The organism is Bacillus sp. FSL P4-0290, from assembly GCF_037975435.1.
Taxonomy (GTDB): Bacteria; Bacillota; Bacilli; order Bacillales; family Bacillaceae; genus Bacillus; species Bacillus subtilis.
The window spans coordinates 1920739-1933852 of the sequence record NZ_CP150253.1 but is presented as its reverse complement, the minus strand read 5'-3'; the positions used below and the strand labels follow the sequence as shown (position 1 = coordinate 1933852).

Annotated in this window: 16 protein-coding genes; 1 reads left to right on the top strand and 15 read right to left on the bottom strand. The window is 42.9% G+C overall.

Features of this window, described 5'->3' with window-relative positions:
* Window positions 1–6: 6 nt before the first annotated feature.
* The 13 genes from menG to MKY10_RS10340 form a co-directional block, all read right to left on the bottom strand.
* Window positions 7–708, bottom strand: a complete 702-nt coding sequence (gene menG, locus MKY10_RS10400) for a demethylmenaquinone methyltransferase (RefSeq protein WP_003230580.1) — start codon at window positions 706–708, stop codon at window positions 7–9.
* Between the two features lie 6 nt (window positions 709–714).
* Window positions 715–1470: a heptaprenyl diphosphate synthase component 1 gene (gene hepS / locus MKY10_RS10395; RefSeq protein ID WP_004398550.1), complete on the bottom strand. Its 756-nt coding sequence runs from the start codon at window positions 1468–1470 to the stop codon at window positions 715–717.
* A gap of 163 nt (window positions 1471–1633) precedes the next feature.
* Complete coding sequence (gene mtrB / locus MKY10_RS10390; protein ID WP_003230576.1) at window positions 1634–1861, bottom strand: trp RNA-binding attenuation protein MtrB; 228 nt, start codon at window positions 1859–1861, stop codon at window positions 1634–1636.
* Window positions 1862–1882: 21 nt separating this feature from the next.
* A complete protein-coding gene (gene folE / locus MKY10_RS10385; protein WP_003225516.1) occupies window positions 1883–2455 on the bottom strand; it encodes a GTP cyclohydrolase I FolE in 573 nt (190 codons plus the stop codon).
* 187 nt (window positions 2456–2642) lie between these two features.
* Window positions 2643–2921, bottom strand: a complete 279-nt coding sequence (hbs, locus tag MKY10_RS10380) for a non-specific DNA-binding protein Hbs (RefSeq protein WP_003153447.1) — start codon at window positions 2919–2921, stop codon at window positions 2643–2645.
* Window positions 2922–3294: 373 nt separating this feature from the next.
* Window positions 3295–4773 carry a stage IV sporulation protein A gene (gene spoIVA / locus MKY10_RS10375; protein ID WP_003230572.1) on the bottom strand — a complete coding sequence of 493 codons (1479 nt, stop codon included), beginning with the start codon at window positions 4771–4773 and terminating at the stop codon, window positions 3295–3297.
* A 182-nt stretch (window positions 4774–4955) separates the two neighbouring features.
* Window positions 4956–5690 (bottom strand): hypothetical protein, encoded by a 735-nt coding sequence (locus MKY10_RS10370; RefSeq protein ID WP_015251808.1) that lies wholly within the window; start codon window positions 5688–5690, stop codon window positions 4956–4958.
* 21 nt (window positions 5691–5711) lie between these two features.
* Entirely contained in the window at window positions 5712–5915 is a 204-nt protein-coding gene (locus MKY10_RS10365) for a DUF2768 domain-containing protein (RefSeq protein WP_004399143.1), read from the bottom strand.
* Window positions 5916–6252: 337 nt separating this feature from the next.
* Window positions 6253–7290 carry an NAD(P)H-dependent glycerol-3-phosphate dehydrogenase gene (locus MKY10_RS10360; protein WP_015251807.1) on the bottom strand — a complete coding sequence of 346 codons (1038 nt, stop codon included), beginning with the start codon at window positions 7288–7290 and terminating at the stop codon, window positions 6253–6255.
* 17 nt (window positions 7291–7307) lie between these two features.
* On the bottom strand, window positions 7308–8618 hold the full coding sequence (gene engA / locus MKY10_RS10355) for a ribosome-associated GTPase EngA (protein WP_003230565.1): 1311 nt from the start codon (window positions 8616–8618) through the stop codon (window positions 7308–7310).
* Window positions 8619–8771: 153 nt separating this feature from the next.
* Window positions 8772–8966: a hypothetical protein gene (locus tag MKY10_RS10350; protein WP_003230563.1), complete on the bottom strand. Its 195-nt coding sequence runs from the start codon at window positions 8964–8966 to the stop codon at window positions 8772–8774.
* A complete protein-coding gene (locus tag MKY10_RS10345) occupies window positions 8963–9856 on the bottom strand; it encodes a YIEGIA family protein (RefSeq protein ID WP_003230562.1) in 894 nt (297 codons plus the stop codon). The genes MKY10_RS10350 and MKY10_RS10345 overlap by 4 nt, the downstream gene beginning before the upstream one ends.
* Complete coding sequence (locus tag MKY10_RS10340; protein ID WP_003230560.1) at window positions 9853–10452, bottom strand: hypothetical protein; 600 nt, start codon at window positions 10450–10452, stop codon at window positions 9853–9855. Before MKY10_RS10340 ends, MKY10_RS10345 begins: the two co-directional genes overlap by 4 nt.
* A gap of 77 nt (window positions 10453–10529) precedes the next feature.
* On the opposite strand from MKY10_RS10340, the gene MKY10_RS10335 reads away from it, so the two are divergent.
* Window positions 10530–10661 (top strand): YpzI family protein, encoded by a 132-nt coding sequence (locus MKY10_RS10335; RefSeq protein WP_003225499.1) that lies wholly within the window; start codon window positions 10530–10532, stop codon window positions 10659–10661.
* Between the two features lie 42 nt (window positions 10662–10703).
* Here the strand turns inward: MKY10_RS10335 and fni are convergent, their stop codons facing one another.
* Together fni and rpsA are read right to left on the bottom strand one after the other, a co-directional pair.
* On the bottom strand, window positions 10704–11753 hold the full coding sequence (fni, locus tag MKY10_RS10330; RefSeq protein WP_004399098.1) for a type 2 isopentenyl-diphosphate Delta-isomerase: 1050 nt from the start codon (window positions 11751–11753) through the stop codon (window positions 10704–10706).
* Between the two features lie 12 nt (window positions 11754–11765).
* Window positions 11766–12914 carry a 30S ribosomal protein S1 gene (rpsA, locus tag MKY10_RS10325; RefSeq protein WP_003230556.1) on the bottom strand — a complete coding sequence of 383 codons (1149 nt, stop codon included), beginning with the start codon at window positions 12912–12914 and terminating at the stop codon, window positions 11766–11768.
* Window positions 12915–13114: the final 200 nt, after the last annotated feature.

Below are 13114 nucleotides of genomic sequence, written 5' to 3'. Positions count from 1 at the left end.
GTGTTTTCATTTCCATCCGATATGCGTGGCAGCGACTCCGCCAGTAAACGAATGATATTTAACATTTTTCAGGCCCGCCTCTTCAAACAGGCCTGCCAGTTCCTTCATTCCAGGGAAATCTCTGGCTGATTCTTGAAGCCAAGAATATTCTTTATAGCTCTTCGCAAACAGTTTCCCGAAAAACGGCATAATATACTTAAAGTACATAAAGTAAGCCTGTCTGAATCCGAACATTTCCGGCTGGGACGTTTCCAGACATACCACCTGCCCGCCCGGCTTCACTACACGTCTCATCTCTTTCAGTACAGTCAAGTAATCAGGGACATTGCGGAGTCCGAAGCCAATGGTGACATAATCAAATGTATCATCATCAAAAGGAAGCTCCATCGCATTTCCGTGCAGCAGTTCAATTTGGCTGAATCCGCCGTCTTTTACTTTCTGCTCGCCGACACTCAGCATATTTTCACTGAAATCCAAGCCCTTGATCTCGCCGCTTTTGCCGGCCGCTTTTGCAAGAGCGATCGTCCAGTCAGCCGTTCCGCAGCAGACATCAAGTGCTTTTGCGCCTTCTTTTACATTCATGATGCGCATCGTTTTGTCGCGCCATTTTTTATGCTGCTGAAAACTGATGACAGAGTTCATTTGGTCATAGTTTTTATATATTTTTTCAAATACTCCGTGTACGCGCTGTTCTTTTGAGTCCTGCATAATGGTTTACCCTTCTTCCACTTTCTGATGATAGGTTTGATCTTGGCTGATTGTCTTCAGACGGTTTATTAAAATGTTCTGAATAGGTGAATTTAGAGGCAGAAGTGACTCAATGCTGTTTTTCGCTTTTTTAAAACAATCTTCTAATATCTCTTCTTTTGTTTTTCCCAGCTGTATAAAACTGCCGATCACATCCAGAAATGCATCATTTCCGTTCATAAGCCGCTTAAATACAAAAAAATCACTCGACAGCTTTTTCCAGCGCGGAAGGTTGAAGTGTTCCGCCACACGATGGAATAAAGCTGATTCAACGATGCCGACACTTTCGAAAAAATCGTTTTCGTCCTTGAAAGAACGGTCATACAGACGAATTTTATGTTCGTTGATTTCTTTAATGGCTGTAGCAAGCGTCCGAATCATGTAGATATCCTTCATTTCAGATAGTAAAGAGTAGTACAGCCCGCTGAAATAATCGCCCGCGAGAACAGTCAATTGGCGGTTTTTGTTTTCGTCTCGTTTTATGACTCTAGCTGTCGTCACTTCATCATGGGTATCAAGGGCGCTTTGTACAAGCATCGCTGTTACAATATAATTTTCTCTGTCGTTGTTTTTTATGTCAGCTTCTTCAAATAAAGCATGAAAAAGAAGAAGCTTATCCTCATCAATTTTCGGCGCGGAAATATGCTTCGCTAAATAAGGATGAGACAGCTTTTGTTTTAATTTCGTGTTCAGATTGGCTAAAGTTCCGTAGATGTCTTGCAAAAATATCACCCTTGTCCCCAAATTCACATTTATTTCTTAATCTATGTATGAGTTTTATCTTTTCATTCGCTTACGCAGGTATCATTATAGCATAAAAAAAAGAAATTGGCTGTATCCTCCCGCTGTTTGCGAGCATTTGCTTTTAACAGCGGGGACAGCCAGCTTATTTTTTTTCGCTTTTCATTTCTCCGTACGCGGTTTGAATCAGTGCCTCTCCTCTGACTTTAATGGCAGAAGTATGCTCTGTAAACTGAGCGATGATCACTTCTCCCTTGTCGAGTTTTTCGGAATGGTGAAACTTTGTGTCTGTTCCTCTTGTCAGGCCGATCACATTCACTCCGTCCTCAACGGCTTTAATGACGACAAAATCACTTGAATGCTTTTGGTTCATTTATAGCACCCTCTATCTTTATTAGTCCTGGCGTTTAATATGTTCCAATACTTCTGCACGGGCAGCGGCATCATCTTTAAAAACGCCTCTGACTGCTGAAGTCACAGTTTTCGCACCCGGTTTTCTTACACCGCGCATCGTCATGCACATGTGTTCCGCTTCAACCACTACCATTACGCCATGCGGATCAAGCGTTTCTACGATGCTTTCTGCAATTGTAGAAGTGATGCGTTCCTGAAGCTGCGGGCGCTTTGCAACGGCTTCAACGGCACGTGCCAGTTTGCTGAGTCCTGTGACCTTTCCGCCTCGCGGGATATATGCAACATGTGCTTTTCCATAAAAGGGAACAAGGTGATGCTCACACATAGAATGAAACGCGATATCTTTTACAAGAACAAGCTCCTCATGGTTTTCACCGAAGATAGTCTGGAAATGTTCTTTTGGATCTTCATTCAAGCCGGAGAATACTTCGGCATACATCTTTGCGACTCTTTTCGGAGTATCAAGAAGCCCTTCTCTATTCGGGTCTTCTCCGATCGCTTCTAAAATTTGACGAACAGCTTGTTCGATTTGCTCTTTATTAACTTCTTTCATGTTCTATGTCCTCCACCAATGAATACATTTAATTTCGATTCTAGCACATATGCCCCGCTAAAAGCAAAGTGAATGCCCTGTCAGGAAGCCCATGCTCTTGAAATATGAAAAGCCCCTTAGAAAGGGGCTTTTCTGTGAAGAAATAAAGTGTATGTAAGCTAGATGCATACACGATCTATATTCACAATTATTTTCCGGCAACTGCGTCTTTAAGCGCTTTACCTGGTTTGAAAGCAGGTACTTTGCTTGCTGGAATTTCGATTTCTTCACCTGTTTGAGGATTGCGTCCTTTACGTGCAGAACGTTCACGCACCTCGAAGTTACCAAAACCGATCAGTTGGATTTTATCACCGTTTTTAAGTGCATCTAAGATCGTATCAAAAACAGAGTCAACTGCTTTTGTAGCGTCTTTTTTAGACAATTCGCTTGCTTCTGCAACCGCATTGATAAGTTCTGTTTTGTTCATGCCTTTCACCTCCTCCCAAAAGGATACATTCAGTTCGTTTATTATCATTTCTTCACAGTTCAGTCTGATTCTAAACCTGTCTCAGAAAAAAATGAGAGCAAGTAAGAGAAAGACAATTAAACGGCTTTTTAAGAAAAACTGCACTCTGAGGAATGTTTGTCCAACAAAGTGAAGAATTTCTGTATGTAGAGTAACACATATAAAAAGCCATATCAAGCATTTTAAAGCGTCAATCCCTTGCTCGTCAAGGATTTAAGGTGATTTACCGAACAAATATTCCTTTTTTTCCTTTTTTCATCCTATTCCTTGATCCTTTTCCATTATTAAGAGCAAAGAAAAAAGACCTCCCATTCTATAAAGAGGTCTACCGGTATTACAGGATGATGGCGATTAAGCCGCCAGAGCCTTCGTTTATGATTCTTTCTAATGTTTCTTTTAATTTATACCGTGCGTTTTCAGGCATTAATGACAGCTTTGCCTGAATCCCTTCTCTCACAATTGAGCTCAGCGACCTTCCGAAGATATCGGAATTCCAGATGGAGAGCGGATCATCCTCAAAGTCCTGCATTAAATAGCGTACAAGCTCTTCACTTTGTTTTTCCGTTCCGATAATCGGGGCGAATTCGCTTTCGACATCGACTTTGATCATATGGATCGACGGAGCGACAGCTTTCAGCCTCACACCGAATCGCGAGCCCTGCCTTATAATTTCCGGCTCATCGAGACTCATATCAGCTAAAGCAGGCGCTGCAATGCCGTATCCCGTCTGTTTGACCATTTTTAAGGCATCAGACACTTGATCATATTCTGTTTTCGCATGGGCGAAGTCTTGCATGAGCTCAAGCAGATGGTCTCTTCCTCTGATTTCGACGCCCACAACTTCTTTTAGGATTTGATCATATAGATGATCAGGCGCGTACAAATCAATTTCTGCCACCCCTTGGCCCAGCTCAATTCCGGCTAATCCGGCACTTTCAATGAATTCAAACTCGCTGAATTGGCCGACAACCCTGTCTACGTCCCGGAGCCGTTTAATATCCTTAACCGTTTCCTTCACGGACTCCTGATAGCTTTCACGCAGCCAATGGTTTTCTTTCAGCACCATTACCCAGCTTGGGAGATTGACATTCACTTCTAGCACCGGAAACTCGTAGAGGGCCTCTCTGAGCACACTCAGCACATCTGATTCCCGCATGCTCTCTACACTCATTGCCAATACGGGGATATCATATTTTTCGCTTAAATCCTGGCGCATGGCTTCCGTTTCCGGGTGATACGGCCTGACTGAGTTGATGACCATAATAAAAGGTTTGCCAACCTCTTTCAGCTCTTCAATGACTCTTTCTTCAGCCTCTATATAGTCACTTCTGGCGATATCTCCAATGGTGCCGTCTGTCGTAATGACAACTCCGATGGTCGAGTGTTCTTGAATGACTTTTCGAGTGCCGATTTCAGCAGCCTCATGAAATGGGATCGGTTCTTCGTACCAAGGCGTATTGATCATCCGCGGCCCGTTTTCATCTTCATATCCTTTAGCCCCGGGCACTGTGTAACCTACACAATCTACTAATCTTATATTCACATCGAGTCCGTCTGACACATGAACAGACATCGCCTGATTCGGAACAAATTTAGGCTCTGTAGTCATAATGGTTTTGCCGGCTGCGCTCTGCGGCAGTTCATCCTGCGCTCGGGCCCGGTCTGCTTCGTTACTGATATTCGGGAGCACCACAAGCTCCATAAATTTTTTAATGAACGTGGATTTTCCTGTACGGACAGCACCTACGACTCCTAAGTATATATCGCCTCCTGTTCGTTCAGCGATATCCTTGAAAATATCGACCTTTTCCAAGTGATCCCCTCCCGGACTTCCTATCCTTTTCAATTTTATTAAGCTCTTTCAATCAAACACAGGACACTATATGTGTATGACGTTGTCCTATTTGAATATGACATCTTTAGAAAATTTCTCATCCTCAATCTATTAAAGTATAAAAAAACCTTTCTCCCTATTTGTATGCAAGGGAGAAAGGTTCATTCCTTTTTCATATCATTTTCTAAAAAAACAGGTTCCTGTTTGTCATTTACCGTATATTTTACAGAAAACACGGGGACAAAGGGGGTTTCCTGCCAAATCATATCCTGGATTTCAGTCCCGGGTTTAAACGTTTTCTTGCTTTTTTTGAGGCAAGAAGCCAGCTCAGTCCGGTAATCGGCATATATTTCTCCGTCTCCGTCAATCATAAGCGGCAAGGAATTCCCTGAGATTGGGCTTGTCACTGTAAGAGAGCTGCCATCCCCAAGCTTCTTCTCATCTAGTGTAAATAAATCACGAGATAGCACATCCTTGTAAGGTGGATATTGATGCTCCTGACGATACATTTGGATGCGCAATTTCACATCGCGAATTTTTTCTGCCATCTTTAGATCAATTAATTTAACAGTCGGATCGTTCTCTACGTCAACAAGCACGTATTGATAGTCTCCCCCGCTTTCAAATGCCGTACTTGGAGGTTCAGCTATGTATCTTGGCGCTAACCGGTTAAAGTCTATCGGATATTTTTGATATAGCGGTGTCGACATATCTTTGGTTTGAATGGGAAGCAGCCCTCCATTTGCCTTTTGAAATTCATCAACAGCAGATTGAACCTGCTTTAGCTGGTCTTGATAAGGAATGGCATGCACACTGCTTTTCCGTTCATTTGGATATAAACATCCGGATAAAAACACGACTGCCGCAAAAATGATTGCGCACTTCAGTTTACCCATACAGCACTTCCTTTTACAGCTTTATTCATTGACAGGGCCGCTAAAAACCACGACAAACACAATAATTCCAGATATGAGCATACACATGTATGCGAATGATGAAATCGCAATCTTCAAAAAACGGTTTTGGCACTTAAAGCGGCTTAAATAGATGGAAGCTACAGCCAGAAACATCAGACCCATGGACCCTAGAGCAAACCACATTTTCATCAATGCCAGATTCAATGACGTGCGCCTCCCCGATATGTATGATGTAAGCGTTATATTATATTTTAATATACAGCGCCGGAAAAGATCAACCAGATTTTCCATCCATTGATAGAACAAAAAAACTGAAGCAAAGAGGGGGACCTTCGCTTCAGTCAACTTGACTATATTCACCTGCACGTTTAAGAAACACTCTCTTGGACTTCGATGCTATAGTATGCGACTTGGTATACAGATGCATCCTCTATTGCCTAAATCGGCAAAATGTTTCAGGAGATCCCAAGACTTGGGTGTTCTTCTGTTTTTCGGGCTTTCGTTCAATTAAGATATGCGTTTCACCATACGATTGATACTTTTACTTCACTTGATTTTCAAACGTATTTACCAAATCCTCCATCTCGTGGGTTTTCCCTCTCGCCATTAAAGATTCAACAGCGGTTTCCACTTTTTGTCCGTTGAACAGGACCTGATGGAGAGCTTCTGTAATCGGCATTTTAACATCATATTTCTTCGAAAGCTGGTAAGCCGCTTTCGTCGTGCGGACGCCTTCGACTACCATTCCCATCTCTTCAAGAACATCTTCAAGCTTGTACCCTTTTCCGAGCAAATTGCCCGCACGCCAGTTTCTGGAATGAACACTTGTGCACGTCACAATCAGATCGCCTACTCCTGTCAATCCAGAGAACGTCAAAGGATTTCCGCCCATTTTCGTTCCGAGTCTCGCGATTTCGGCAAGTCCGCGTGTAATCAAAGCAGCTTTGGCATTGTCGCCGTACCCTAAACCATCTGTAATCCCTGCAGCAAGGGCAATAATATTTTTTAAAGCCCCTCCGATTTCAACTCCGATAATGTCAGGATTTGTGTACACCCGAAAATTGTGATTAATAAATAGATCCTGCACCTCTTCTGCTGCCCTCATGCTCTTTGAAGATGCAGTAACAGTTGTGGGGTGCCGCAGCCCTACTTCTTCCGCATGACTCGGGCCGGAAAGGACAACGATATCTTTTCTGACATCACTCGGGAGCTCAATTTCCATAATTTCAGAAATGCGCAGAAGTGAATCTGGCTCAATACCCTTGCTGACATGAACAAAGACTGCCTTTTTCGTTATAAAAGGGACAGCCTGTCTCAGCACTTCCCGAATTGCTTTTGTCGGGACCGCAACGATAATGAAATCTGCGTCTGAAACAGCTGTCTTCATATCCGTTGTTGCCTCTATTGATTCTGGAAGCTTGACGTTCGGCAAATAATCTTTATTTTCATGCTGATCATTGATTTGATGGATCAGATCTGCACGGTGCCCCCACATGGTTACATCGTGATGATTATCAGCTAACACTAAAGCCAGTGCTGTTCCCCAGCTCCCCGCTCCGAGCATTGTGACTTTTTTCATATTTGCTTCACACCTTTTTATTTTCTAGCTCTTGCAAATATTTTGATTGGTGTCCCCTCAAAACCGAACGCGTCTCTGATTCGGTTTTCTAAAAACCGTTCGTATGAAAAATGCATCAATTCCGGATCGTTTACAAACACAACGAAGCTTGGCGGCTTTACCGACACTTGAGTCGCATAGTAAATTTTCAAACGAGAACCGTTATGAGTCGGTGTCGGATTCATTGCCACAGCGTCCATGATGACATCATTTAAGACGTTTGTTTGAACTCGAAGTGAATGATTTTCACTAGCTTTGATAATCGCAGGCATCAGAGTATGGATCCGTTTTTTCGTTAAGGCAGACATAAATAGGATTGGCGCATAATCCAGAAATTGAAAATGATCGCGAATATTTTCTTCAAATTCTTTCATCGTGCTCTCATCTTTGTCAACAGCATCCCATTTGTTTACGACGATGACGACGGCCTTGCCCGCTTCGTGTGCATAGCCGGCGATGCGCTTATCCTGTTCAATAATGCCTTCTTCGCCATCCAGCACAACCGCCACGACTTCTGAGCGGTCAATCGCTTTCAGCGCCCGCAGTACACTATACTTCTCAGTCGTTTCATAGACTTTCCCTTTTTTTCGCATACCTGCAGTATCGACAATGACAAACTCCTGCTGGTTGTAAGTAAATGACGTATCAACAGCATCTCTTGTCGTTCCAGCCACGTTGCTGACAATAACGCGTTCTTCGCCGAGCATCGCATTCACAAGTGAGGACTTTCCGACATTTGGACGTCCGATCAGACAGAATTGAATAACTTCTTCATTGTATTTCGTTTCAGGAATGTTTTTAAAATGCTCTGCAACGGCATCCAGTAAATCACCCAGTCCGAGTCCGTGTGTTCCCGAAATTGGATACGGCTCGCCAAAGCCTAGCGAATAAAAATCATAAATATTCGCTCTCATTTCTGTGTTATCCAGTTTATTAACCGCTAAAACAACAGGCTTTTTTGTGCGGTACAAAATTTTCGCCACTTCTTCATCAGCAGCTGTCACGCCTTCACGGCCGTTCACCATAAAAATAATCACGTCCGCTTCATCCATGGCGATTTCAGCTTGCTGGCGAATCTGCGCTAAAAACGGCTCATCACCGATATCAATACCGCCCGTATCAATCAAATTAAAATCATAATTCAGCCATTCAGCCGAGCTGTATATCCGATCCCTTGTCACGCCAGGGGTATCTTCTACTATTGAAATTCTTTCTCCCGCAATCCGGTTAAAGATTGTGGATTTTCCTACATTTGGTCTCCCGACAATGGCTACGACAGGTTTACCCATAGTACCCTTCCTTTCAATCCAGCCGCTTTCATTTTTACATAAATTTTCAACCGGTTATTAAAATCATTTCATTCACTTTTATGAAAAGAAACCCTTCAGAGGAAGGGCTTAACTCATTTATTATATCAGTTTTTACTGGGATCACAACTATTCTTAAAAATGTTTCACGATCAAATACACGTCATCTCCGATTCTGTGAGCTATTCCATCAAGGATCGCCTCAAGATTTTTAGCGAAAAGCTCCATCTCCTTTTGGTCATTGCAAAAAAAGACAGGTGCTCCCCCTGCAACCCGATTTCGATTTGTCGTGATTACAGACAAAATCACTTTCGTAAGAGATTCACTCATCCTATCACCTTATCCTGATTCTTGATAAATTCAGTCGGCATTCTAATCGCATTTTCCAGGGTTGGAACATTGCTAATAATTTGAACAGCCGTTTCGGGATGGTGAATTTGCGGGAGAACAAATACTGCCACTCTCCCATCATTTAAATCCCGTTTTGCAATTGGTGTCAAAGATGGCTCTCCTGAATCCCGATAAACCCCGAGCACATTGGAAACATCAAATAAAATGGCCTGACGCTGCCCTAAATTTGCTATCGTCGCTGCTGAATTAAAGTTTTTCGGCGTCAAAATAAAGCCCATGCCATGCTTTAAAATCAGTTCCTGTTTCTCTGGAAGCCCGATATTCATCATATAAATATTATCAACAAACAGTCCCGGACCGTCAAAGCGCGGCTTTATGTACTCGATATCTACAATATCCTTCAACACACTGCCCGACATAAACTTCATGGCCAGTAAAAAACAAACGACAGCCGCTATGACTGCAGCCCAGATGGATAAAAACACATACGCAGAGGTTGTCAAAAGCGCTGTAAAGATCACAATATAATTTCTGCTTTCAAACGCAATGGCAATCCCCTCAATATATGTGCTTCCCCTTGAGACAAGTTCATACGAATCCATTTGCGTCAATGTGTTCCGCTCCATGTTTCGGACATCTCTAAATTGCGTCGCTGCCAATGTTAAAAATGTGATGGCCGTAAATTCCTCCTGCAAAAGCGCCGGCATAATAATTGCACCTAAACCAGCCGCTATCAACCCCAGTGCGATGTGAATCACTTTCCCATGAACATAGGTCGGATACTGGCGGTAATCCGTTTTCAGCATATAAAGCCTTGTCGCAATTCCGGCAATGACCCCAGCAATAATCGGATAGATGTAATCACTCATGACATTTTGGTAGCTCCTTTGTTTGATCTTTTGCTTTTCTGACCAATCTGGCTTGCGAGGTGTTCGTATTTAGATATGCCAAACAGCAATATCATCCCCGCAGAACACGCATTCAGCCATTGAAAGCCGCCGACAGCCATAGCCCCGGCCAACTTCTGGATCACAAATGAATACACCAGTTCGCCTTGGCACATCCCTAGGACAAATAAGACAAGCTGCTTCTCAAAATTCCTTTCAACAGAAGCTGTTAAAAGCACTATTAATATAACAGCAGCCCACTCAGGTTTTATGATGAACCAAACCGGGTCATATAATGCAAAAAGATAAACAAACGCATACGCGGCAACAAGCGTCAGATAGACCATGATGTAACGAAAACGATACATTCCCAAATACCCGGCATAGACACATCCGCAAACGAAAAACATCAAATATGCAGCATTCAGGGAAAAATATAAAGCGATGTCATGTATGCTTAGAATAATATTAGTTAAAATAAAGACAGAGACGGCAATTCGTCTTTTCGTCTTTTCAAAAATAAATGTTGTCAGAACCCACAGAAACCACATTGACCAATAGTAATAAAATTGTTCCATTTTACTTCCTCCATATTCCCAGTATGGAGTTCAAGCACATTTTTTAAACAATCGATCTCACATTAAGGAGTATGATCATGGGAAAAGACAGACAAGAGAAAAAACTCAAAGCTTCAGGCAGAGTCGAATCAGATCGCGACCAGTCCATTCACTATGACGGAGCGACAAGCCTTGAACAAAACGGAAGATTCAAAAAGCGAAAATCATAATACAAAAAGCCCAAACCACATATGGTTTTGGGCTTTTATCATTTATCGCACACTATAGCTTGATGTATTGACCCCTCTCTCTGTGAGCCAATGATGGGTTTCACCTTTGATCACAAGGGGCGCCTTTTGTAAATCGGCAATTGTTCTGGCACCCAGCACGGTCATAATCAACTTTAATTCCTCAAGGATCAGCTGAATCTCCTCAAGCAGTCCTTCCTCACCGCTGTCAGTCAGCGCTTTTAAAAAATGCCCTGCCATTCCGGTGCAAGAGGCCCCCAGCGCAATTGCCTTTGCCACGTCAAGCGCATCTTGCAGACCGCCAGAGGCGATCATGGTGCTTGCAGGAAACTCAGAGCGGATTTCCGCCAAACTTGCAGCTGTCGAAATGCCCCACGAATTAAAAAAGGAGATTTGCCGCTGTCTTCGGAGATTTTCGATTTTCGAGAAATTTGTTCCCCCGTAACCGCCAATGTCAACAGCTGCAGCACCAGCTTCATACAGCTTTCCTGCTGATGCTTTGCTCATACCGAAGCCGACTTCTTTCACAATGACCGGTACACTGACCCGGCTGCAAATTTGTTCAATGCGTTTCAATGCGCCGCTAAAGCTTCTGTCCCCTTCAGGCATCACAATTTCCTGAATCACATTGAGGTGGATCTGCAGTGCGTTTGCTCCAATCATCTCAACGGCTTCCTTTGCCTGAGCAGCCGTTGCCTCGCTTCCCAGGTTGGCAAAAATCAGCCCGTTTGGGTTTTCCTTTCGAACAATTTCATAGGAAAGACGCTCTGATGGATCTTTTAATGCTGACATTTGCGATCCCACAGCAAGGGGAATTCCAGCCTGAGAAGCCGCTCGCGCAAGCGATTTATTAATCTCATATGTAAGTTTTCCGCCGCCGCCAGTCATTGCATTGATAAAAATCGGCGAACTGCTTGAAAGTTCGCCGATTTTTGTGGAAATATCTACTTGTTCTAATGCAAGATCGGGCAGACTGACGTGAACAAACGTAATATCATCAAGACCTGTTTCCCGCTTCTGGCCGATGGACAAGGCATGATTGATGTGTTGTCTTTTTCGTTCTGCTCGAGTCACGTTTATCACCAATTATTTTAGTTTATTCAGCTTATCTCCGATCAGATCTCCAAGCTGGAAGCCAGTGCTTGTTTCTTCCTTCGCTTGATATTGACGGTAATCTTCCTGGTCAGCTTTAGGCGTTTCTTCAAGTTCACGCATGCTTAATGAAATGCGCTCCTCATTTTCATTCACATCAAGAACCTTCACTTTTACAGTCTGTCCTTCTTCAAGGACTTCATGCGGCGTGCCGATGTGTTTATTGGAAATTTGAGAAATATGAACGAGACCTTCAACACCTGGAAGGATTTCAACAAAGGCACCGAAGCTTACAAGACGCTGTACAGTTCCTTCAAGCACATCGCCAGGCTTCACTTTTTCGCCGATTTGGTTCCAAGGTCCAGGCAGTGTATCTTTGATCGATAAAGAAATACGTTCATTATCACGGTCAACCGATAACACTTTCACTTTTACTTCTTGTCCCTCTTCAACAACGTCAGACGGCTTCTCTACATGAGAGTGGGAAAGCTGTGAAATGTGTACAAGTCCGTCGATGCCGCCAATATCAACAAACGCGCCAAAGTCAGTCAGGCGCTGTACTTTGCCATCAAGTACACTTCCAACTTCAAGAGACTGAAGAAGTTCTTGTTTTTTATTCGCTTGTTCACTTTCAACAACAGCACGGTGTGAAAGGATCACGCGGTTTTTATCACGGTCAAGCTCTACAACGAGCAGTGACAGTGTTTTTCCTTTATAGTCAGTGAAGTCTTCAACGAAATGTGCTTCAACAAGTGATGCCGGAATAAAACCGCGAACGCCGATATCAACGACAAGGCCGCCTTTCACGACATCTTTCACTTCAGCTTCAAACACTTCTTTTGTTTCAAATTTTTTCTCAAGGTCTTCCCAAGCGCGGTCTGCATCAACAGCACGTTTAGATAAAATCAAAGCATCGTCTTCCACTTTTGTTACTTTCAGGTCAAGCTCGTCGTCTACTTTAACAACATCCGATGCTTTCTCTACATGAAGACTTGATAATTCACTGATTGGAATAATACCGGATTGTTTGACATTGATAATTTCTACATCTACATGTTTGTCTTCTACCTTTGTCACAATCCCTTTAACTACATCTCCAACCTCTGGCACTTGAACATCAATTTGATTCATTTCCTCTGTCATTTGAATAACCTCCTTGGTCCAAACCTACACAGCTTAATTAAAACGGTTTGAAAGCTGAACATATAACATGCCCGCTTTTAGCCGAATATGTATTAAAGAATCATCCAAAAAAGTTTTTTGAATGATCAATAAAAAGTTTTATTAGTATTAACTTCTAATAAAAGGACAGGTTTGTCAAGCAATAACATTCTATCTTCGTT